Raw genomic sequence first — 23,472 nt, forward strand, 5'->3', positions numbered from 1 at the left:
TGCAGCCAGGAGCGGTCAAAACGACGGGGTGACGCGGGTGGTCGGCAGACAGGGCAGGGTCACGGGCAGGATCGGGCCGGGCCTTGTCGGCGAGGTCATGGTGCCCATCCGCGGGGGTGTCGAGGCGTTCTACGCCTATCCGAGCGTCCCGGACGAGGAGATCCCGGTGGGGTCGATCGTCGTCGTCGTGGAGTATTCGCCCCCGCGCACCGTCTACGTCGCTCGCGCGGTCGTCTGACTCGCTCCGTCCTCCTTTCCCCCCACTACACGGAGGCTCCTATGTCCCCGGAGATCCTGGTCGTGGGCGGTGTGGCCGTCGTCGCCCTCATCGTCCTCATCCTCCTGTTCAAGGCCATCTGGCGGGTGGCCGAGCCCAACGAGGCGCTCATCATCTCGGGCCTCGGCGCCCACACCAAGAACGAGCTGGCCGACAGCCTCGGCTTCAAGATCGTGACCGGCAAGGGCACCGCCGTGCTGCCCGGCTTCCAGACCGCCCGGCGGCTGCGGCTCGACAGCCGGGCCACGAACCTGCAGGTCAACTGCGTGACCCAGCAGGGCATCCCGGTCCAGGTGCGCGGCGTGATCATCTACAAGGTGGGCGACGACTTCACCAGCATCGCGAACGCCGCCCGCCGCTTCCTCGACCAGCAGGACTCGATGAACGGCGCCATCCACGAGCTGTTCACCGGTCACCTGCGCTCGATCATCGGCAACCTGACCGTCGAGGACCTCATCCTCAACCGCGAGCGGCTCACCAGCGAGACCCGCAGCTCCGCGGCCGACGAGATGAGCAAGCTCGGCCTGGTGGTCGACTCGCTGCAGATCCAGGAGATCGAGGACGAGACCGGCTACATCACGAACCTCGGCAAGCCGCACGCCGCGAAGATCGCCGCGGCGGCCCGCATCGCCGAGGCACAGCGCGACCAGGAAGCCACCGAGGCCGAGCAGGTCGCGGCCGCCAAGAAGGCCTCCGCCATCCGCGAGTCGCAGATCCAGCAGGCCGGCTACCAGGCGGAGGTGGACCAGGCGGCGGCCAAGGCCCGGCAGGCCGGCCCGCTGTCGGAGGCCACCGCGCGCCAGGAGGTCGTCGTCCAGGAGACCAGGGCCGCGGAGCTGGAGGCCCAGCTCGCCGAGCAGCGGCTCCAGTCGCAGGTCCGCAAGCCCGCCGACGCCAAGGCGTACGAGACCGTCACGCTGTCCCAGGCCGAGCGCGACGCGCGCATCGCCCAGGCCGAGGCGGAGGCCAGGGAGACCGAGCTGCGCGCCGCCGCTCAGGCGTCCCAGGTGAAGCAGGCGGCCGCGGCCGACGCCGAGTCGGTGCGGGTGCGCGGTGAGGCCGCCGCGGCGGCGACCAAGGCGACCGGTCTGGGCGAGGCGGAGGCCGCCAAGGCGCGGGGTCTCGCGGAGGCGGAGGCGGCCAGGGCGAAGGGTCTGGCCGAGGCCGAGGCGGCCAAGGCCAAGGGTCTCGCCGAGGCCGAGGCGATCAGGGCCCGCTCGGAGGCGCTGCGGGAGAACCAGGAGGCCGTCATCGCCCAGCAGCTCGCCGAGAACTGGCCGCAGATCGTGGAGGCCGGCTCCAAGGCGTTCGGCAACGTCGACCACATGGTGGTGCTCAACGGCGCCCAGGGCATCGAGGAGATGCTGGCGAAGGCGCTGACGCTGGGCGGCACCGGGCTGGGCCTGGCCCGCTCCCTGCTGGCCGGAGGCACCCCCGCGGCGGCCAAGGACGGCGTGAGCGTGAACGGCGCCGAGCCCGTGACGAAGAACGCCATCGACGCCGCCTCCTGACGGCGACCGGGCCGGCCCGCGCACTCCGCTGGCCGGCCCCCGTGCCGTTCTACTCGGACAACAGCCGCCGCAGGTGGCCGGGAGGACGACCGAGTTCGGCTCGCATGGTACGGGTGAGGTGGGCCTGGTCGGCGAAGCCGAGTGCGGTGGCCAGGCCCGCCAGATCCCGCTCTCCCTCCTCGATGCAGGCGAGGGCGCGGCTGACACGGACCCGGTTGCGGTAGCGGCTGATCGTCATGCCGACGTGCCGGCGGAAGGTCCGGCTCAGGTGGGAGGGCGAGACCCCCAGCGCCCGGGCCAGCCGTACGAGATCGACCGAGTCGGGGTCGTCCGCCACGATGGCCTCCCGCGCCCGATCCGCCAGGCCGCCGCCGCGGTCCCGGTTCCGCCGGTCGGCTCGCGGGCGCACCGCCGCCGCGAGCGTGTGCACCAGCCGTTCGGCCGGGTCCGCCGCGTCGTGCGCGGTGCGCAGGAGAAGCCGGTGCGCGAGCTCGACCCGGCCGTCGACGGCCACCGGCGGGTGCGGCGGCTCGTCACCCACGACGGCGTGCCACAGCGAGGGCCGCACCAGGACGAACGTGCAGACGTCCCCGCCGGCGGGATGCGCGAACGCGTACTCGCCGCCCGGCGTCTGCACGTAGCCCATCGTCGGGTCGGCGACCACACGGTGGCCGTCACTGCGCACCCCGAACATTCCGCGGCGCACGAGGACGACGCCGTACGACCCGCCTTGCTCCGGCGTCGACCACGTGCGATGCCGGGCCGTGCAGGAAACCAGGTGGACGGAGAAATCCGGCGTCTCGACCACTGTCCTCGATGTCCGCACCGGTCCACTGTACGAGCAAATATCTTCAAGACCTCGGGGCTCGCGATCGCGGAGCCTGAGGGCCATGTCTCACTTGACGAGGCCACGGGCGGGGACGGTGCTCGCCGTGCTCCTGACCGGGCAGACCATGGCGTCGATGGACGGTTCGATCGTCACGGTCGCCCTGCCGTCGATACAGCACGATCTGGGGGGCGGCGGCGCCGTCCTGCAACTGGTCCCATCGGCGTACCTGCTCACGTTCGGGCTGCTCAACGTGACCGGAGCCCGTACGGGCGACCTGATCGGCCACCGGCGGGCCTTCCTCGGAGGGCTGGCGGCCTTCACCCTGTCGTCGCTGCTGTGCGGGCTCGCACCGGCCGCACCGGTCCTGGTGGCGGCCCGGGTGGCTCAGGCGGCGGCGGCCGCGCTGATGGTGCCGCAGGTCTTCTCGCTGATCCAGCTTCGCTCCGACGGCGGCACCCGGAAGAAGGCCATCGGCCTGTACTCGATGGTGCTCGCCCTGGGCGTCGCCCTCGGCCAGGTGATCGGCGGCCTGGTGGTCGGGGCCGATCTGTTCGGGCTGACCTGGCGGCCGGTCTTCCTGGTCAACGTCCCGGTGGGAGCCGTGCTGATGGTCGTCGGCCTGCGCGCTCTCCCGGCGAGCCCGCCGGTGGCGCGCAGGCTCGACCTGGGCGGGGTCGCGCTGCTGACCGCGGCGATGTCCGCCCTGATCGTTCCGCTGATCTTCGGCAGGCAGTACGGCTGGCCGGGGTGGGCCTGGGCCTCGCTGCTCGCCGGCCTGGTCCTGCTGGTGGTCTTCGCGCGATTCGAAGGCCGGGTCGTCCGCGGGGGCGGCCTGCCGCTCCTCGATCTCGCCGTGTTGCGGCCCGCGGGCGTACGCGCCGCCCTCGTCACCTGCGTCATGGTGATGGGCTGTTACACCGCGTTCCTGTTCGTGCTGACCCTGCACCTCCAGGGCGATCTCGGCTTCGGCCCGCTCGCGGCCGGGCTCGCCTTCGTGCCGTACGCGATCGGGTTCGCCACGCTGAGCCTGACCTGGGCCAGGCTGCCGGAGGGGGTCCAGTCGGCCCTTCCGGTCGCCGGACCGGCCGTCTTCGCCGCGAGCGCCCTGGTCGTGGCCGCGTTCTCCGGTGACGGATGGCCCCTGGCGCTCACGATCCCGGTGTTGTTCCTGGCAGGCGCGGGGCACGCGGCCGGCTACAGCCCGCTGGTGGCGCAGGTGGCCGCCATCGTGGGTCCCGACCGCGCCTCGGCGTTGTCGGCGTTGAACTCGACCGGGCCCGTGCTGGCCTCCGTCAGCGCCGTCGCCGGGCTCGGCGGCCTCTACCTGAGCACCGGTCCCGGCTTGACCCTGGCGGTCGTCGCCGTGCTGCTCGTGGCCGGGGCGCTGAGCGCCGCCGCCGCCCGTACGGCATGGCGGCGCCGCGCGCGGGCCGTCAGTCGAAGGACAGCTCGGTCGTACGGCGGGGCATGAGCAGCAGCGCGGCGACGCTGAGCACGGCCACGACGACGAGCGCGATGAAGATGTGGTGGACGGCGTCGTACAGCGCGCCCCGGACGAAGGACGCGGTGGCCGAGTGGGCCGCCGCGCCCTGGGCCTTCAGCACCAGGCTCGTGGCGTCGAGGCTGTCCGGCAGCCGTCCCGCGACGTCGGCGGGCGGGTGGGCGAAGCGGTCCGACAGCGTCGCGTTGGAGACGGCGCCGAGCACCGCTGCCCCGACCGTGCTGCCGATCGAGCGGCAGAACATGTTCGTCGCGGTGACCACGCCGCGGCGTTCCCAGCCGACGACCGACTGCACGGCGACCATCGTGGGGCTGGCCGACAGCCCGAGGCCGACGCCGACGACGAAGCAGGCGGCCGCGACCTGCCAGATCATCGCGTTCTGCCCGAGCAGCGCGCACAGCACGGTGCCGGCCACCACCACGACGACGCCGATCAGCGCGGTGTCGCGGAACCCGATGCGCATGTAGAAGCGGCCGGAGAACGTCGCCGCGAGGGGCCAGCCCACGGTGAGCGCGGCCAGGGCGAAGCCCGCCACCAGCGCCCCGGTGCCCAGCACACCCTGCGCGTACGTCGGGACGTACGAGGTGAGCCCGATGGTGAGGGCGCCGACGCCGAGGGACACCAGGTTGCCGCCGGTCAGCGTGCGGCGGCGGAACACCCACAGGGGCAGCACCGGCTCGGCCGCGCGGTGCTCCACGAGCACGAAGGCGACGATGAGGAGGAGGCCCGCCGCGAAGATCAGCAGGCTGGGCGCCGAGTTCCAGTCCCAGGCGACGCCGCCCTCCAGCAGGCCGAGGATGAGCAGCGAGGAGCCGCCGGTGAGCAGCACGGCGCCCGGGTAGTCGATCCGGTGGGAGCCCCGCTTCACCTGCTCCTTGAAGCGCCGCGCGAGCATCCAGGCGGCCACCGCGCCGAGAGGCAGGTTGATGAAGAAGATCCAGCGCCAGGAGACGTACTCGGAGAACAGGCCGCCGATGGTCGGGCCGACCACCGCGGAGACGCCCCACACGCTGGCGAGGTAGCCCTGGACGCGGGCCCGTTCCTCGACGGTGTACAGGTCGCCGGCCATGGTCATGCTGATCGGCTGCACCGCCCCGGCGCCGATGCCCTGGATCGCCCGGAAGGCGATCAGTGCGGGCATGCTCCAGGCCACCCCGCACAGCACCGACCCGAGCAGGAACGCCGCGATGCCGAAGAACATCACCGGCTTGCGCCCGAACACGTCGGCGAGCTTGCCGTAGAGGGGCACGGTCACGGCCTGGGTGAGCAGATAGATCGAGAACAGCCAGGGAAACTGGGAGAACCCGCCGAGGTCGCTGACGACCGACGGCACCGCGGTGGCGATGATCGTGCTGTCCAGCGCCACCAGAGCGGTGCAGAGCATGATGGCGGCGAGCACGGGACCGCGCTCCGACCGTAGCCCGATGCCTTTCGATGCCGTCGTCGTGGTCGACTTCGTGGTCACGTGAGAGGCTCCCCTGTCCGGCGTGCACGTACACGGGACCCGCCCGCCCGAGGGCGGGAGGGTCCCGGAACAGGGCAACTCTCGCACCGTCCCGGACATTCCGGACGGAAGCGAATCTCAGATGAGTACGTGCGGCTCGGGGTTGCCGGCGAAGCAGAACTGGGCGTTGCGGGTCAGCTTGTAGTCCGCCGCCTGCCAGGTGTGGGCGGTGGCGTCCGAGCCGCGCATGTAGATGAAGTTGTACCGGTCGGCCGAGTAGATCCGGACGCCCTCCTCCTTGCAGCGCCGTACTAGCCGGGTGTCCTCGCCCGCGTTGACCGCCTCGAACGGGAACGCCCGCAACAGGTCGGTCTTGGCCAGGATCGTCGCCCCCTGGATGAGGTGGGCGTAGCGGTGCTCCAGCCCGGGGAGGCGGAAGATCGTGACGTTCTGGTCGGGGAAGTACGTGTAGTGGGCGCCCTTGCCGACCATCTCCGCGTCGGCGTAGTCGAACGCGCGGACCAGGTCGGACAGGTAGTGCTCGCCGTAGATGTTGTCGTCGTCCATCTTGGAGATCAGCTCGCCCTCGGCGTGGGCGATGCCGTGGTTGAGCACCTCGCCGAGCGTCCAGGACGGATCGGCGGTCAGCACCTTCACGGCCGGGATGCCCGCCGCGAGGGCCTTGTCGCGCACGACCGCCGGGTCCTCCGACAGGCCGTGCATGACCAGCACGAGCTCCAGGTTGCGGTGCCGCTGCCGCGCCACCTGGCTGATCGCGTGTTCGAGCTGGCCGGCCCGGTTGGTCGGCAGCACCACGGAGATCGACCGCGAGCGCGAGACGACCGGCAGGCCGAGGTCGGTGAGGATCTGGTCGACGCGGTGGGAGAACAGGTGCTTGTCGAACACCTCGCGCATCGCCAGGTGGCCCTGGCGCGCCCGCAGCTCGGGGCTGTTGATCAGGTAGATCGCCCGGTTGTACGCCTCCTCCTGCGAGTGCGCGACCGGGATGAGCGGGCCGAACGTCTCCTCGATGGCCCGCGACCACCCCGACAGCACGGTGGTCGAGCAGGCCGACAGCTCGAAGACCCGGCGCGCGCACATGGTCGGCGAGTCGATCACCGAGTTCACGTTCAGGAAGACCTTGTACATCTTGTACGCGGCCAACATCTGCTCGTACGGCAGCTCGCCCACGATGTGAGGGCGGTACTCCTCCGGCCAGGCGTACTTGTCGGCCACCGAGGCGTTCCTGGCGTAGATGTGCAGGCCGAGCGGGCGCACGGGCGCGAGGACCGTCTCCATCTGCTCGCGCCGCTCGGGATGCTTGTCGCGGAAGTACATCCCCGCGAAGACGACGTCGTACGGCCGGCCCTGCTTGGTCTGGATCGGGTTGTGGATCCGGGGCTGGGCGGCGAACTGCAGCACGCCGACACGGTCATGACCCAGCATCTCGCGATATTTCGGGATCATGTCGCCGTCGCACGTGTACACGTAGTCGAACAGCTTGGCCGTGTCGATGAAGAAGTCGAAGTTGGGCGGGTCCTCCTTGTTCCAGAAGACCGTGGGGATGCCCTCCTCGCGGCACCAGGCGATCAGGTCGCGCAGCTCCTGCTTCGGCGCGTTGGTCCCGGTCATCTGATAGCGCCAGCGGCCCTGGTTGCCGTGCCAGGCCGACTCGCAGAACAGCATCTCGGGCCGCTTCTCGGCGAAGACCTCGCGCCAGTCCTGCAGCCCGAACTCGATCTGGTCCCACTCGTACTTGAACGCCATGCGGGAGAAGTCGTCGAGGATCACCGCGACGCGCAGGTCCGGCCGTACGACCGGCCCGTCCGGCCACCTGAGGCTCGGGATCTTGACCTCGGGACCCCGCGCCTCCGCGGCGGCGGCGACCTCGATGGCGGAGGGCGGCGCCTTCGGCGCCTTCTTGCCGTCCTTCATCGCCTTGCTGAGATCGCGGGGCAGCCGGACGATCTTCTTGGGCTTCGCCGCGTTCGTCAGCACCTGCGCGACCCGGTAGGGCTTCTGGGTCTGGGTGGCCTGGAGCCTCCAGAGGGCGTAGTCGGCCCGGGCCTCCTGGTAGGCGAGCCGGTTCTCCAGGTCGCGGATCCGCTGCTCGTACTGCTCGACGTGCTTGCGCTCCTCGGGCAGCCAGTTCACCGGCCCCAGCCGCTGGAAACGCGGTCCGTCCGGAGTCTCTGGCGTCTCGTGGGTCTCAGCCATGCCTCTCCCTCTCCTGGAGAAGCCATCGTACGGTGACCGTCGCCCGCTTCGTGTCCGTTTGCCCGAGCCAGGGCCGGAAGGCCACCCCGACCGGCCGCTCCGCCGGTCGACGTAGCGTGCACCCGTGTCGAACGCCCCGGCGGTGAGCGACGACGCGTTCGCGAACCCGGGATCGACCGCTACGGCACGTTTCACTTCCCCTGCTGCTGGGCGAGCGAGGCACCGAGGTGGGGTGAATGGACCCGGTGGACGAGTGCTCTGGCACGTTCCACGATCATGTATACAGTCGAGTCCGATTGGAGCTTGCCGTCCTCGACGAGGATCTGTCGCTGAAGTTCTCGCAGGGCAGGTGTCGGCTCCACCCCGATCTCTGTCACGAGATTCGCACGAAGCTCTTGGTAGACCCTCAAGGCCTCGTCTTGCCGGCCGTCGCGGTAGAGGGCTGTCATCAGTTGCGCATGAGCTCGCTCTCGCAGGTGATGCCTCCCCACCCAGGTCCTCAGGGGGGCGATGATCTCGCGATGGCGTCCCAGGGCCAGTCGCGCTTCGAAGAAGTCTTCGGTCGCCACTCGATAACCCTCCCGCAGGCGCTCCGCCCACAGGGAGAGTTCCTTATCGAGATCCATCCCAAGCAGGGGATCGCCACGCCAGAGACGCGTCGCCATTTCCAGGCTGGCAGCCGCCTCGTACAGATCCCCTCGATCGAGCGCCGTCTGCCCTCCGGAGGCGAGATTCTCGAATATGTGGGCATCCAATTCGTCCGAATCCATCCGAATCTTGTAGCCGCCCGCTTGCGTGAGAATGGGGATTCCCAGTCGGCGTAGACGCGTGATGTACGTCTTCAGATTGCTCAACGCGGATTTGGGTGCATGACTGTGCCAAAGATGCTCGATGAGCCAGTGCTTGGAGATGATTACGTTCGTATTGAGGAGGAACAACGCCAGCAAATGGCGGAGCTTTCCATTTTTGATGTCGATGCTCTGGCCTGCCATGTCCTCGACCGCCAGCGGACCCAGCACCTGGAATAGCACAGACAGCCCCCATGTAGCAAGAGTGCGAGCCAGTTGAAGTTCCTGGCCAAAATATTAGCAATCCTCACGATCGGGCTGCAAGGAGGAGTAAGCGGGCAAACATATCAGACGGCCGGCATATTGCAAATGTGCCGGAAATGTGCTGTCCATTCGTACTCTCTGGCCCTGATGTGTTAGTAGGGCGAGGAGCCGGAGTGGCAAATGGCATTCCTGCAGGTCAGGCATAGGCACAGACGCGTACGGATGGCAGGTGGCATGTTCGTTGCCCTCCTGCTGATGTCCAACGCGGTCACCCCGGCGACTGCCGCTGCGGGCACGGCGCCGAAGGCGGCCCCCCCGGCCCCTGCCGCCGAACGTCCCGATGCGACGTCGGCGGCGCTGGCGGCTCGGTTGCAGAACTCGCCGGTGGAGGATCTGTCGGCGCGTACGGAGGATTCGACGACGGTCTATCTGCCGGACGGCTCGGCGAGGACGGAGATTTTCGCCGGTCCGGTGCGGGTGAAGCAGAACGGCGCGTGGGTGCCGGTCGACACGACCCTGGTGGAGCGGAACGGCCATCTGGAGCCGAAGGCCGCGGCGTCCGGGGCCCAGGTCGAGATTTCGGACGGCGGCAGCGGCCCGCTGGCCGAGCTGGTCACGGGCTCGGGCAAGGACGAGCACAGGTTCGGCGTGCGCTGGCCGACCTCCCTGGGTAAGCCGCAGGTGTCGGGCAACACCGCGACGTGGGCGGACATCGCGCCCGGCGCGGACCTGGTCGTCCAGGCGCAGCCGCGCGGGTTCGTGCACTATGTGGTGCTGAAGCAGAAGCCAACTTCGCCGGTGGAGATCCGGCTGCCGGTCGAGTCGGCCGGTGTGGACTTCTCCAAGGATTCCAAGAACCGGCTGAAGCTGGTGGACAACGCCGGCAAGGGCAAGGGCGATCTGGTCGCCGCCGCGCCGCCGCCGCACATGTGGGACGCCGCCGCGGCCGACTCCCCGGACGCGGGGAAGCGGTCGGAGGTCGGCTCGTCGGTGGAGAAGGGCCCGGACGGGCCGGTTCTGGTGCTGAAGCCGTCGATGGACTTCCTGAACGCGCCGGATGTGACCTACCCGGTGACGATCGACCCGTACATGCAGATGACGCTGCAGACCGACACGTTCGTCTCCGACGACTACGCCAACTCCCAGACCTCGGCGACGTGGTTGCACGCGGGCCGGTTCGGGTCCGGCACGAAGACCGCGCGCACGTATCTACAGTTCAAGCTCAGCGGCCTGGTCTCCAAGCACATCATGAACGCCGACCTATACCTGTCCAATTACAAGGCGAACGCCTGTGGCGGGGTGAGCGCGGGTCTGGGCATCCGGGTCAAGCGGGTGACCTCCGCCTGGTCGTCGTCCACATTGACGATGTCGAGTCAGCCGAGCTCGACCACGACGGGGATGGTGGACAACACCAGCCAGGCCTACGGGTATGACTCCAGCTGTCCGGAGCACGACATGCTGTGGTCGATCGAGGACATCGTGCAGTACTGGACCGACCACCCCGCCGAGAACTACGGGTTGCAGGTCCGTGCGGTGTCGGAGACCCAGGCCACCAACTGGCGGATGTTCCGCTCCTCGGAGAACACTGAAGGGGCGGATGGCCCGCGGCTGACGATCGAGTGGAACTCCTACCCGCAGATTCCGCACCACCTGACCGCCAACCCCTCGGCGGGCGGCACCAACGGCGGTGCGTTCGTCACCTCCCTGACGCCGACGCTGACCGGCATGGTCGGGGACGGCGAGTGGGACACCGAGACGATCAGCTTCTATCTGGAACACGACCCGAACTATCCGGCCGAGGGCAGCGGCGCCGTGTGGACCGGCAGCGTCACCGGCATCCTGCAGGGCGACCTGGGTACGGTGACGGTCCCGGCGGGCAAGCTGGTCGACGGGTACCACTACCGGTGGCGGGCCAGAGGGTATGACGGCACCGACTACTCCCGCGACTACTCCTCCTACCGGTACTTCACCGTCGATGTCACCGCACCGGCGGCGCCGACGATCTCCTGCCCGGACTACCCTCCAGGAGCCTGGACGGCCAAGGCATCCGCCCCGGTCACCTGCACGCTCGACACCACCTCCGCCGACGGCGCAGGCTACTACTGGGGCCTCGACGACGCCTCCACTCCGAACCTGGTTGAGGACAACGACGGCGGCGGCGATCCCAAGAGCATCACCATCGACCCCGCCCAGGGCTGGCACACGCTGTCAGTCAAGGCGCGCGACATGGCGCTGCGCACCTCCACGGTGACCACCTACAGCTTCGGTGTGGGCGCCGGCGAGGTCACCGCGCCGCTGGCCGGCGACCGCACCCAGGCCGCCGTCACGCTCGGCTCCCGGGCCGCCCCCGGCGCCACCGGGGTTCGGTACGAGTACAAGGCCGACGTCACCGCGAGCGGCACCTGGGCGCAGATCCCTGTCGCGCATGTGACGGTGCCAGGGTCGGCCACCCCGATCTCGGGCTGGCCGTATACCACTGTGACCACCGCCACCAGCGCCGTCTTCGGGCCGCTGTACTGGGATGTGGCCGCCACAATGGCCGCGGCCGGGCGCGGTGACGGCCCGGTGCAGGTCCGCGCCTGCTTCGTCAACGCCTCGGGTGAGGCGTGCTCGGATGGGCGGGAGTTCACGCTGGAGCGGACGGCCTTCGGCTCCTCCTACGCCACCCAGCAGCTCGGCCCCGGCACGGTCTCGCTGCTGACCGGCGACTACTCCGTCTCCGCCACCGACGTGACGGCCTTCGATCTGTCGGTCTCGCGCGGCCACACCACCCTGGCCCCCGCCACCGCATCAGGCGCGGCAGGGGTCTTCGGCCCCGGCTGGACCGCGTCCTTCCCGGGCGGGGCCTCCAGGGCGTCGGGCATGAGGTTCGAGGACCACTCCGGCGCCGGGTATGTGCTGCTCACCGGCACCGACGGTGCCACACAGACCTATACGGTCCAGGGCGACGGCACATACACCGGTATCTCGGACGCCTCGGACGGCTCGAAGGTCGTCAAGGACTCAGCCACGCAGTTCACCCACACCGACGCCGAGGGCACGAAGACCGTCTTCACCGCCTCAGGCGGGGCGTGGAGGGTTGCCTCGATCGACGAGGCGGGCAGCGAGAACACCACCACCTACACCTATGACGCCTCCGGCCGGGTGAGCCGGATGCTCGCCCCCGTCCCCGCCGGGGTCACCTGCACCACCCTGGTCGCGGGCTGCAAGACGCTGGACCTCACATACGCCTCGAGTACGACGGCGACGGGTGTGTCCAGCGGCTGGGGCGACTACACCGGCCTGGTCAAGTCCATCTCCTACACCGCCTACGACCCGGCGACGTTGGCGATGAAGACCACCGTCGTCGCCGCATACGCCTACGACTCCACCGGCCACCTGCGCACGCTGACCGACCCCCGCACCAACCTGACCCTCACCTACTACTACGACGCGGCCGGCCGGATCTCGCAGATCACACCACCGGGGCTGAACCCCTGGCGGATCGACTACGACACCTCGGGCCGCCTGGCCGATGTCCAGCGCGAGGCCGGCGCCACCGACCTGATCGAGGCCGTGTCCTACGGCGTTCCGATCAACTCGCCCGTCGACGTCACCGGCACCGCCGCCGCGACCTGGTCGCAGACCACCGACCTGCCCCGCACCGGCACCGCGGTCTTCCCCGCCTGGCACGTGCCCCCGCAGAAGGGGGACGGCTCCTACACCCCCGCCTCCGCCGACTACCCGTACGCGACCCTAACCTACATGGACGTCAACGGCCGCGCGGTGAACACGGCCGCGTACGGCGCGGGAGCCTGGCAGGTCTCGGCGACCCGGTACGACGACAACGGCAACCCCGTCTGGGAGTTGTCCGCGGGTAACCGGACCGAGGCCCTGGCGCCCACCACTTCGACAGACGCCTACGTGGCCGGTCGCGCCAGTTCGGCCGAGCGTGCCGACCTGCTGGCCGACCTCACCACGTACAACGACGACGGCGATGTCCTGACCAGCGACGGCCCTGCCCATCAGGTGATGCTCGCCGACGGCACGCTGGTGTCCGCCCGCCAACACGCGGGATACACCTACGACGAGGGCAAGCCCGACCCGGACACCGATTACCACCTGGTGACCACCATGACGGTGAAGCCCCTGGTGGTGAACGGTGCCGGCACGGTGACGGCGGCCGACGCCCACATCGAGAAGACCGGCTACGACCCGATCGTCTCCGGTGACCCCTCCGGGTGGGACCTCTTCCAGCCGACCAGCTACAAGACCCTCGTTTCCGGTGGCACAGACATTGCGCAGAAGGTCCGCTACGACGACGCCGGGCGCCAGATCGAGCGGCGCATGCCGTCCTCGTCCGGTTCGGACGCGGGCACGACCACGACGACCTACTACACGGCAGCCGCGAACTCCTCGGTCCCCACGTGCGGCGGCAAGCCGCAGTGGGCCGGGCTGGTGTGCCGGTCCGCCGCTGCGGCCAACCCCTCCAGCGGAGGGACACTCCCTGTCACGACGATCTCCTACGGCTACTGGGGTCAGACGGCGCAGACCGCGGAGACGTCCGGCGCGGCGACCCGCACGTCGACGGTCACAGTCGACGCCGCAGGCCGTACGGCCACGACCAGCGTCACCGAGACCGGAGTCGGCAGCACGGCACTGCCTGACCGGGCCTACACCTACGACATCGCGACCGGCCTGCAGACCGGGGTGACCGCGGGCGGGGTCTCGGTGACCACCGCCTACGACGCGCTCGGCCGGGCGTACTCGACGACCGACGCCGACGGCAACACCGCTGTCACGACGTACGACGCGACGGGCCGGGTGGCCACGCTGAACGACGGCAAGGGGACCTACACCTACACCTACGACGGCACCGACGCGGCCGGGAAGACCGAGCGCCGTGGCCTGCCCACGCAGATCACGCTCTCCGCGGTCGGAACCTTCACCGCCGCCTACGACCCGGCAGGCAACCTGGCCAAGCAGGTCTACCCGAACGGTCTGACCGCCACCAGCGTCTACGACGACGCCGGGAAGCAGACGTCGCTCACCTACGCCAAGTCGGGCGCAAGGTGGCTCGCGTTCACCGCGGTTCCCGACGCGGACGGTCGCACGGTAGAGAATGCCGGGCCGAACGGCAGCCTTCAGCATTACACCTACGACACCGCCGGACGGCTCACCCAGGTCGCCGACACCTACAACCTGTCGTGCGAGACCCGCACGTACGGGTTCGACGTGAACACCAACCGCACGTCACAGGCGAGCTACCCTGCAGCCGACGACGGGTCCTGCACGACCTCGACCACCCCGGCGACCGCAACACACACCTACGACTCTGCCGACCGGATCAACGACTCCGGGTACTCCTACGACGCCCTCGGCCGCACGACCGCCGTCCCGGCGGGGTCCACGGCCAATGGCGCGGCGGTCACGGTCGGCTACTACGCGGGGGACATGGTCAGGACCCTCACCCAGGCGTCGACGACCAAGACCTTCACCCTCGACCCGCTCGGCCGCGTCCGCCAGACCACCTCCCCGGCCGGCACCCAGGTCAACCACTACACGGGCGGGGGTGACTCGCCGGCCTGGATCGCCGAGGCCAACGGCACCTGGACCCGCAACATCACCGCCTTTACGGGGCTGGAGGCGATCCAGACCAGCGGCGGCACCGTGACGCTGCAGCTCACGAACCTGCACGGCGACGTCGTGGCCACCTGCGGCAACACCAGCGGCGCCATCGGGGTGGACGGCTATGCCGAGCAGACCGAATACGGCCTCGACCGCACTGCCAACACGAGTGACCGCTACGAATGGCTGGGAGGAGCCCAACGAGCCAGTGACACCGTCACCGACATCGTCCTTATGGGCGTCCGCCTCTACAACCCGGCCACCGGCCGTTTCCTGTCCGTCGACCCGATCGTCGGTGGAAGCGCCAACGCGTACGAATACGGTCTCGGCGACCCGGTCGACAACTCCGATCTGACTGGTCAGGCGGTATATACGGGGAGCGGTGGCGGAAGCCTCGCCCATGGCGGCGTCATCATCACCGTACGAGCATCGTACGGAGGGTGGTTCACGGTCGAACAGAAATTCTCCTTCTACTTCAACGCGAAGAAGAAGAAGCTGACGAGCGTATGGGTCGGTTCAATGCGGAAGATCAGAGGATCGGCCTTGATGGCGGGAAGTCCGATAACCGACAAGCATTATTACAACTGGAATAGGAAGGGGGCGAAGGCGGGATACATGGCGGTCACCACAGGGAACCTGACCTTCGGCGTCCCGACACCATGGGGAGGTGTGGGTCTTCCCTTCACGGTGACCATCAGGTTCTACGCCCACTACACGGGCTCCTACAGTTGGAGTTGGGTGGCGACGATTTAGCGGTCGGACGCGCGGGCAAACCTGCTCGGCTGCGCCGAAATCAGGCATCCGATGGACCACGCCAAAGCCGGCTGGTCCATCGGACACGCCGATGTGAAAGCCGACCCCCGCCGTCAAGGCGCTCGATCAGCCCTCGAGGACCTCGGCGGTCAAATGCCTGGGGTCGCGGTCCCGGCGGGCAGTCGTGATGTCACATCGCCCTGGCTCATTCGGCCGGTGCCGAGACGACCAGGAGGGACGGCGCAGGCATGCTTCAAGCCCTGAGGCATTCGGGTCACGATGCTGACCCGCAGGCCACGTCCACGTCACCTGCCGGTGGAGCGCGAAAACATCCCATCTCGCTCTGCCGTCGTGGGATAGTCTGGTCTTTGGCGATCGTGCCGGTATACGTCTGATTTCTGGTCATGGGCAGGAGCGAAGCAAGTGTCTGACTCTTATATCGAGGACACGGACGAGTCGGCGCAGCACGGCAAACGCCCACTGCGACGGCCCGCTCTGGCGATGGCCGCCTCGTGGATCGTCGGCATTCTGTGGATTGTCGTCTATTACGTGGACCCCACCCTCCCGGTTATCGGCGAGCTGGGAAATTGGAACCTGCTGATTGGGTTTGTGCTCCTCATTCTGGGTGTGGTCTTCGCGCTGATTCTGCTCGCGACAGCGATAGCGTCTGCGCGCCGCCGGCCCTAAGACGTTCAAGGTCGCTCGACAGGCGGGGTCCGTATAGACCTTTCCTGTCCTCCGTCGGTCATGGCCGCCGTTCGGGCCGGAGACCTACCCGACCCTGCCGCGTGCGGCGGGGGAGAGGTTGTCGTCGCGGAGCCATGCCTCGATGACGCGGGCGATCCGCGGCCCGGCCGCGCCGTCCCACAGTGGCGGCAGCTCGCCGCTCGGTGTGGCCGCGCCGTCCGCGAGGGCCTTGGACGCCGCGGCGGGGAGCGAGGCGGGGGTGACGAGCCGGTTGGTGCCGTGGGTCACGGTGATCGGCCGCTCGGTGTTGGGCCGGACGGTCAGGCAGGGGACGCCCAGCATGGTCGTCTCCTCCTGAACGCCGCCTGAGTCGGTCACCACCAGGGCGGCTCCCCTGACCAGGGACAGGAAGTCCACGTAACCGAGCGGGTCAACGATCTTCAGATGCGGCTTGTCCACGAGACCGGCGTCCGCCAGCCGCTGCCGGCCGCGCGGGTGCAGAGGGACGACCACCGGCACCTGCTCGGCCACCCCGAGCACGGCGTCGACCAGTTCGCGGGCCGCCTCCGGGTCGTCCACGTTCGCCGGGCGGTGCAGCGTGGCCACCGCGTACCTGCCGTCGATCCCCAGGCGCTCCTGGACGGGCGCCGGGTCGAGCTTCGGCAGCGCGGCGAACAGGCTGTCGATCATCGGGTTGCCGACAAGGTGCACCTTCGCCGGGTCCACGCCCTCGTTGGCCAGGTGCGACAGCGCCTCCGGAGAGGTGGCGAACAGCAGGTCCGACAGCGCGTCGGTGACGACCCGGTTGACCTCCTCCGGCATCTCCCGGTCGAAGGAGCGCAGGCCCGCCTCGACGTGCGCGGTCGGCACGTGCAGCTTGGCGCAGACGAGGATCGCCGCGAGCGTCGAGTTCACGTCGCCGTACACCACCACGAGCGCCGGGCGGTGTTCGAGCACGACGTCCTCCAGCCCCGTGAGCAGGGCGGCCGTCTGCCGGGCGTGGGTGCCGCTGCCGACGCCGAGGTTCGCGACCGGCTCGGGCAGCCCCAGGTCGGCGAAGAACACGTCCGACATCAGCGCGTCGTAGTGCTGGCCGGTGTGGATGATGCCCTGCCTGATTCCGAGCTCGGCCAGCCCCCTGACGACCGGGGCCGCCTTGACGAAGTTGGGCCGGGCGCCCAGTACGTGCAGGACGAGGGGGTTGTCTCTCATCTACCTCGCCTTTCGTATTTCATCCTTACCTGGGACAAACGTTGCCTATGGTACGGTCGCGCCGTGGAAACCGAGGCCAACAAGCCCGTAAAGGCCGTGTCCGCCGCGTCCGCGAAGGCCGGCCTCGGCGGCTTCCTCCGGGGGTTCGCGAGGAACCCGGTTCTCGTCTCCCGGATCTTCGTGAGCAAGGTCAAGTCCGACCCCATGCGGGTCGCCCAGGCCGCCGCCGACGCGATGCCGGCCGGGATGCGCCCGGTCGTCGGGCGCGTCGCCTGGCCCGCGGCCCGGTTCGTCAAGGTCAGGACCCGCAAGATCCTGCAGCGGGCGGCGAAGGGCCCGCTGCGGGACGCCAAGGCCTACTTCGAGGTGGGCCGGATGTCCGACGCGGTCGGGGCGCTCCAGCCGCACGCCCGATGGCCGTTCGTCCGCCGGAGGATGGCCTACTACGAGGGCGAGAAGGCCGCGCTCGGACCGAACCCGATCCCGCCCAAGCCGAAGATCATCATGGGCGAGCGGGTGCCCGGCCGGGTGCTGCACATGGTCACCAACGCCCTGCCGTACACGCAGGCGGGCTACACCGTGCGCACCCACCGCATCGTCACCGCGCAGAAGTCGGCCGGGCTCGACCCCCACGTCGTGACGAGCTGGGGCTGGCCCATGCTCCAGGGACACACCGACGTGGAGCCGTACGAGGAGATCGACGGCATTCCCTACTACCGCCTGCTGCCCAAGGACGAGGTGCCGTTCGAGAGCCAGGGGCGGATGATCCGCGGCGCCGCGGACGTCTCGGAGCTGGTCCGGACCCTTCGCCCGCAGGTCCTGCACGCGGCGACCGACCACCGCAACGGCTCGGTCGCGCTCGCCGTTCGCGAGCGGACGAACACGCCCTTCGTGTACGAGGTGCGCGGCTTCCTGGAGGAGACCTGGGTCTCCCGCGACCCCGCCAGGGTCGGCAGCGAGCGGCACACGCTGCAGCGCGAGCGCGAGGCCCAGATCATGCGCGAGGCCGACGCGGTCGTCACGCTCGCCGAGACGATGGCCGCCGAGATCGTGGAGCGCGGCGTGCCCAGGGAGCGCATCTTCCTCGCGCCCAACGCCGTGGACGACTCCCTGCTGACGGCCGACTACGACGGCGGGGCGTTCCGCGACCGGTTCGGGATCGGCCGGGACGAGATCGTCGTGGGCTCGGTGTCGAGCATCGTCGCCTACGAGGGCTTCGCCACGCTGCTGAGCGCCGCCGCGCTGCTGCGCGACGCGGGAACGCCGGTGAAGGTCCTGCTGGTCGGAGACGGGGCCGAGCGGCCCGCGCTGCTCGAACAGGTCGAACGGCTCGGCCTGAAGGAGGCGATCCTGCCCGGCCGGGTGGGCCCGGACGAGGCGTTGCAGGCACAGGCGGCCATCGACATCTTCGTCTGCCCGCGTGAGGACCTGCGCGTCTGCCGCCTGGTCACCCCGCTGAAGCCGGTCGAGGCGATGGCGCTCGGCAAGCCGGTCGTGCTGAGCGACCTGCCCGCGCTCTCGGAACTCGTCGGCGGCGAGGGAGCCGGTCTGCTGGTGCCGCCCGGCGACCCGGCCGCGCTGGCGAAGGCGCTCGCCGCGCTGCGCGACGATCCGGAGCGCCGCCGCGTCATGGGCGAGGCGGGCAAGGCCGAGGTCGCCGCCCACCGGACCTGGAGCAGCCTGGCCCGCACCTACCAAGGCATCTACCAGTCGCTGACCGAAAGCCGATAAACAGCAGAAAGTCGGATGTGTTGCATCAGGCATGCTTGGTTCCGAGTTGAGATAACCTTTGCCACCATGAAGTGTTGTTTCCGCCCCCAGGATCCCCCCAAGGCCTCGTCGTGACAGCCTTCGATCTCACGATCATCGGGCTGGGATACGTGGGCATGCCGCTGGCCAAGGAGGCCACGGCGGCGGGCCTGCGGGTGGCTGGTCTGGACGTCGACCCCCGCAAGGTCGAGGCCCTGAACGCCGGCCGCTCCTACATCGACGACCTGACGGACGCCGACCTCGACGCGATGCTCACCGGCGGCTTCACGGCCACGCTGGACGCGTCCGTGCTGTCGAGGTCGCGCACGATCGTCATCTGCGTCCCGACGCCGCTGGACGAGGACCACCGTCCGGACCTGTCGGCCGTCGAGGGCGCCACCAGGTCCGTCGCAGAGCACCTTCAGCCGGGCACGCTCGTCGTGCTGGAGTCCACCACGTGGCCCGGCACCACCGACGAGCTGGCGCGGCCGATCCTGGAGCAGTCCGGCCTGGTGGCCGGCAAGGACTTCCACCTGGCGTTCTCGCCGGAGCGGATCGACCCGGGCAACCCCAAGTTCGGCCTGCGCAACACCCCCAAGGTCGTCGGCGGTTACACCCCCGCCTGCAAGGAGCGGGCCGCCGCCTTCTACTCCCAGTTCGTCGAGCGGGTCGTGCCGGTCAGCGGCACCCGCGAGGCGGAGATGGCCAAGCTGCTGGAGAACACCTACCGGCACGTCAACATCGCCCTCGTCAACGAGATGGCGATCTTCTGCGACGAGCTCGGCGTGAACCTGTGGGAGGCCATCGAGGCCGCCTCCACCAAGCCCTTCGGCTTCCAGAAGTTCCTTCCCGGCCCCGGCGTCGGCGGGCACTGCATCCCCGTCGACCCCTCGTACCTGTCGTACACGGTGCGCAAGCTCGGCTATCCCTTCCGGTTCGTCGAGCTGGCCCAGGAGATCAACGAGCGGATGCCGTCGTACGTGGTGGCCCGCGTGCAGCGGCTGCTCAACCGGGCCCGCAAGCCCGTGAACGGCTCGCGCGTGCTGCTCCTCGGCGTGACGTACAAGCCGGACATCGCCGACGAGCGGGAGACGCCGGCCATCCCCGTGGCCGAGGCGCTCCTGGAGCTGGGCGCCGAGTTGTCGTTCTGCGACCCGTACGTGAAGGAGTGGTCGGTCGAGGGCAGGGCGGTCCCCCGCGAGGAGGACCTGGCCGAGGCCGTGGCCGCCGCCGACGTGGTGGTGCTGCTCCAGCAGCACTCGGCCTTCGACCTCGACGTCGTGGAGGAGCGAGCCTCTCTCGTCCTGGACACTCGCGGCGTGCTGGCCACGAGCGAACGCGTCGAGCGGTTGTAGGAAGGGTTTCGCGCGTGCACGTGCTCGTCATGACGGTGGTGCATCACCCCGAGGACGCCCGGATCCTGCACCGGCAGATCCGGGCGCTCGTCGACGCCGGTCATGAGGTCACGTACGCCGCGCCGTACACCGCGCGGGGAGTCGTGCCGCGTTCGTGGGTGACGGGTGTGGACCTGCCCAGGGCCGCCGAGCGGCGTCGCCTGGCGGCGGTGCGGGCGGCCCGCAGGCTTTTCAAGAGCATGCGCGGCAAGGTCGACCTGGCCCTCATCCACGACCCCGAGCTGCTGTTCGCGGTCGCCGGGGTGCGCGGTCGCCCGCCGGTCGTCTGGGACGTCCACGAGGACACCCCCGCGACGCTGTCGCTCAAGCCGTGGCTGCCGGCGTTCCTGCGCCCGCCGACGCGGTTCCTCGCCCGGCTCCTCGAAACCACCGCCGAGCGCCGGCTGCACCTGCTGCTGGCCGAGGCGGCGTACGCGGGCCGGTTCAAGCAGCAGCACCTCGTGGTGCCGAACGAGACATGGGTGCCCGACCGGGTCAGCCAGCCCGGCGACGACCGCGTCGTCTACCTCGGCTGGCTGTCGGAGGCCCGGGGCGTCCAGGAGGCCGTCGAGGTGGCCCGGCTGCTCCAGCCGCACCGGGTGGCCGTGGAGCTCATCGGCTACGCCGACCCGCAGAGCCGCCCCCTGCTGAACGAGGCCGTCGCCCAGGGCGTGCTGGAGTGGCGCGACTTCATGCCGAACGACGAGGCGCTCAAGCGGCTCGACGGCGCGCTCGCCGGGCTCTCGCTGCTGCACGACGAGCCCAACTACCGCCACTCGATGCCCACGAAGATCGTGGAGTACATGGCCCACGGCATCCCGGTCATCACCACCCCCTCGCCGCGGGCCGTGGAGCTCGTGGAGCGCTACCAGTGCGGCCTGGTCGTCCCCTGGCAGGACCCCCAGGCGGTGGCGCGGGCGGTGCTGCAGCTCAGGGACAACCCCTTCGAACGGATCGGAACCGGTGGACGCGGCTACGCCGCCGCGCGGGCACACCACCACTGGCCCAACTCCGCGCGCCGGTTCGTCACCCAGTTAGAGGCGTGGGCGGGCGTCAAGAGCTGAATACGCGGTGAACACTGCTTTGGGCGGCTGGTCACGGCGTCCTGGCAGTGCGAACATCCGGGTAGGCTGTCCGCGGCAAGATCATTTGAACGACGGGCGGTAGTGTCCTGAAAGTGCGCTGGCTCACTCTGATCCTGGGCGTGGTGATTCTCGCCGGTGTCGCATCCGTGGTGATCGTCCTCCGCGACGGGAGCACCGGTTCCGGCACCGCCAGCGCCGGGCAGACCGCCCCCTCGACCCCCGTGATCGGGTCGCCGACGCACAGCGAGTTCACCGACCCCTGCGGGACGTTCAAGACCGCGGCGACCACGCCGTACGCCGTGAGCGGCTACTGGCTGATCCCGACCTCCGATCCCTGCACCTGGCGGCGCCAGCTGGAGGCCATCCACCGCCTCGGCGGGGACACGGTCGTGCGCCTCGGCTTCGGCCTGTCGCCGCGCGAGACCGACGACGCGGGCCGGGTCCTGGAGGCGTCGACCCCCGAGGGGAAGGAACCCAAGCCCGACGCCAGGTACGCCCGCTGCGTCGAGAACGGGCTGTCCTGCATGAAGGCGGCGGAGAAGGAGCTTCAGGCGGCCAACGCGGGCAACAGCATCACGAGGACGTACGTCTACCGCACCGACGAGCGGTTCGGCCCCGGCATCCTCCGCTGCCCCCAGATGGAGCACGAGATCGTCGTGGGGGACGCCGTCTTCTTCAGGCTCCTCGCGCCCGAGGACGGCTCGGACGACCCCACCTGCGACTTCACCCGCGAGGGGCGCGGCTACCACCTGATCCTCGTCTCGGCGGGCGTCAAGGACAGCCTCAGCGAGCTGCTCGACCTCGGCGACCGGTTCGGAATCAAGGTCTTCCCCGCGCTGCCGCTCGCGCCGCGCGACCCCGAGGAGTCCACCCGGGCCGACCCCCGGCACATCGGCACGCTCACCACGCTGACCCGGCGGATCCTGCAGGACTACGGCGACCGCTTCAGGGGCCGCGAGTCCCTGGGCGGCGTCTACCAGCCGTTCGAGCTGCAGCTGCGGGACTGGCCCGACCCGAGCAAGGTCCAGACGCTCCAGGTGTACGCCGAGCAGCACCTGATCGTCGAACAGGAGCTGCCGGACAAGCCGATCCTGGTGAGCCCGTACATCGACAGCCGCAGACGGGTGAAGTACACCTCCACGCCCAGCCAGGTGGCCCAGGGCTTCAAGGCCCTCGCGCGCACCGGGGTGGAGATCATCGCGCCGCAGGACGGCCGGGGCACGGGCAAGGTCGGCCTGTTCTGGCCCAACTGGAAGAACAAGCCGGTGGACGACAGCCTCAAGCCCGTCGTCGGCGAGAGCACGTACGCCACGGCCTACTACGGCGGCACGCGTGACTACTACCGCGCGATGTCGCTGGCCCGCCAGGAGCTGGTCCAGGAGGGCGTCCAGGTGGAGCTGTGGGCCAACGTGGAGGCGTTCGAGCCGTCCACCTCGACCGAGGCCTGCGGCCGTCAGGGCACCCGCGGGCGCACCGACAAGCCCAGGCTGGACACGCAGGTGACGCTCGCCGCGCCGTACGTGTCGAAGATCATCTCGTACATGTGGAGCGACTTCTTCACCTGCGGCTCGCCGTCACTGTCGCAGGAGATCGCGGCGGACTGGGACCGCCCGATCCCGATCGAGGCCCAGCGCCACGCGCGGCAGATCCAGGACGGCCTGGAGATCCGCGGCTACAACCTCGGCTCGGCCAAGGTCACGCTGAGCTGGCCGGGCCTGGACACGCCGCGCGTCGTCGACTCGGCCACGGTCGGCTGGTACGACAGCACGCCGATCCAGGGGTTGCCGGCGGGCACGGAGAAGATCTGGATCCCCGTGGACTGGGCCACCGTCCCCGGCGGCGTCTGGGTTCGGGTGGAGGTCACCTCCGCCGACGGCAGGAAGTCCGCCGAACCGGTCTACTACCACAACACCGGCTGACCGCCCCCTGACCGAGCCGGTCCGTTCCCGGGTCCCGGCTGTGTCCGTTTCCCGCGTCCGCTCGGTGCCTGTTGCCGCGTCCGCTCGGTGTCTGCTTCCCGCGTCCGCTCGGTGTCTGCTTCCCGCGTCCGCTCGGTGTCTGCTTCCCGCGTCCGCTCGGTGTCTGCTTCCCGCGTCCGCTCGGTGTCTGTTCGCCGCGTCCGGTCTGTGCCTGTTCCCGCGTCCGGTCTGTGCC

General features: G+C 69.7%; 14 protein-coding genes. 9 read left to right on the top strand and 5 right to left on the bottom strand.

What is annotated here, in order from left to right; all coding sequences use genetic code 11:
- The first annotated feature begins 37 nt into the window (after window positions 1-37).
- Both ABZ857_RS02905 and ABZ857_RS02910 read left to right on the top strand, forming a co-directional pair.
- Entirely contained in the window at window positions 38-238 is a 201-nt protein-coding gene (locus ABZ857_RS02905) for a hypothetical protein (protein WP_189180274.1), read from the top strand.
- 41 nt (window positions 239-279) lie between these two features.
- The gene (locus ABZ857_RS02910) at window positions 280-1,788 is read left to right on the top strand and encodes an SPFH domain-containing protein (RefSeq protein ID WP_357036502.1); all 1,509 of its coding nucleotides are present in this window, start codon (window positions 280-282) and stop codon (window positions 1,786-1,788) included.
- 49 nt (window positions 1,789-1,837) lie between these two features.
- On the opposite strand, the gene ABZ857_RS02915 is transcribed toward ABZ857_RS02910, so the two are convergent.
- Complete coding sequence (locus ABZ857_RS02915; RefSeq protein ID WP_357036505.1) at window positions 1,838-2,614, bottom strand: AraC family transcriptional regulator; 777 nt, start codon at window positions 2,612-2,614, stop codon at window positions 1,838-1,840.
- 64 nt (window positions 2,615-2,678) lie between these two features.
- Between ABZ857_RS02915 and ABZ857_RS02920 the strand changes: the two genes are divergently transcribed.
- On the top strand, window positions 2,679-4,088 hold the full coding sequence (locus ABZ857_RS02920) for an MFS transporter (protein WP_357036508.1): 1,410 nt from the start codon (window positions 2,679-2,681) through the stop codon (window positions 4,086-4,088).
- Here ABZ857_RS02920 and ABZ857_RS02925 read toward each other — a convergent pair.
- The 3 genes from ABZ857_RS02925 to ABZ857_RS02935 form a co-directional block, all read right to left on the bottom strand.
- Window positions 4,051-5,583 carry an MDR family MFS transporter gene (locus ABZ857_RS02925; RefSeq protein WP_357036511.1) on the bottom strand — a complete coding sequence of 511 codons (1,533 nt, stop codon included), beginning with the start codon at window positions 5,581-5,583 and terminating at the stop codon, window positions 4,051-4,053. The genes ABZ857_RS02920 and ABZ857_RS02925 overlap by 38 nt on opposite strands.
- A 117-nt stretch (window positions 5,584-5,700) precedes the next feature.
- Window positions 5,701-7,779, bottom strand: a complete 2,079-nt coding sequence (locus tag ABZ857_RS02930; RefSeq protein ID WP_357036514.1) for a glycosyltransferase — start codon at window positions 7,777-7,779, stop codon at window positions 5,701-5,703.
- 191 nt (window positions 7,780-7,970) lie between these two features.
- On the bottom strand, window positions 7,971-8,798 hold the full coding sequence (locus ABZ857_RS02935; protein WP_357036517.1) for an AfsR/SARP family transcriptional regulator: 828 nt from the start codon (window positions 8,796-8,798) through the stop codon (window positions 7,971-7,973).
- 267 nt (window positions 8,799-9,065) lie between these two features.
- Between ABZ857_RS02935 and ABZ857_RS02940 the strand changes: the two genes are divergently transcribed.
- The gene (locus tag ABZ857_RS02940; protein WP_357036520.1) at window positions 9,066-15,191 is read left to right on the top strand and encodes a DNRLRE domain-containing protein; all 6,126 of its coding nucleotides are present in this window, start codon (window positions 9,066-9,068) and stop codon (window positions 15,189-15,191) included.
- A gap of 423 nt (window positions 15,192-15,614) precedes the next feature.
- The gene (locus ABZ857_RS02945; RefSeq protein ID WP_357036523.1) at window positions 15,615-15,878 is read left to right on the top strand and encodes a cell division protein CrgA; all 264 of its coding nucleotides are present in this window, start codon (window positions 15,615-15,617) and stop codon (window positions 15,876-15,878) included.
- Between the two features lie 84 nt (window positions 15,879-15,962).
- Here the strand turns inward: ABZ857_RS02945 and wecB are convergent, their stop codons facing one another.
- Window positions 15,963-17,090, bottom strand: a complete 1,128-nt coding sequence (gene wecB / locus ABZ857_RS02950; RefSeq protein WP_357036526.1) for a UDP-N-acetylglucosamine 2-epimerase (non-hydrolyzing) — start codon at window positions 17,088-17,090, stop codon at window positions 15,963-15,965.
- A 63-nt stretch (window positions 17,091-17,153) separates the two neighbouring features.
- On the opposite strand from wecB, the gene ABZ857_RS02955 reads away from it, so the two are divergent.
- The 4 genes from ABZ857_RS02955 to ABZ857_RS02970 all read left to right on the top strand — a co-directional run bounded on the left by ABZ857_RS02955 (window position 17,154) and on the right by ABZ857_RS02970 (window position 23,237).
- The gene (locus ABZ857_RS02955; RefSeq protein ID WP_357036529.1) at window positions 17,154-18,821 is read left to right on the top strand and encodes a glycosyltransferase family 4 protein; all 1,668 of its coding nucleotides are present in this window, start codon (window positions 17,154-17,156) and stop codon (window positions 18,819-18,821) included.
- Between the two features lie 110 nt (window positions 18,822-18,931).
- Window positions 18,932-20,194: a nucleotide sugar dehydrogenase gene (locus ABZ857_RS02960; protein ID WP_357036532.1), complete on the top strand. Its 1,263-nt coding sequence runs from the start codon at window positions 18,932-18,934 to the stop codon at window positions 20,192-20,194.
- A 14-nt stretch (window positions 20,195-20,208) separates the two neighbouring features.
- Window positions 20,209-21,297, top strand: a complete 1,089-nt coding sequence (locus tag ABZ857_RS02965; protein ID WP_357036535.1) for a glycosyltransferase — start codon at window positions 20,209-20,211, stop codon at window positions 21,295-21,297.
- Between the two features lie 113 nt (window positions 21,298-21,410).
- Window positions 21,411-23,237, top strand: a complete 1,827-nt coding sequence (locus ABZ857_RS02970; protein WP_357036538.1) for a DUF4434 domain-containing protein — start codon at window positions 21,411-21,413, stop codon at window positions 23,235-23,237.
- Window positions 23,238-23,472 lie beyond the last annotated feature (235 nt).

The sequence above is a fragment of the Microbispora sp. NPDC046933 genome (assembly GCF_040644635.1).
Taxonomy (GTDB): domain Bacteria; phylum Actinomycetota; class Actinomycetes; order Streptosporangiales; family Streptosporangiaceae; genus Microbispora.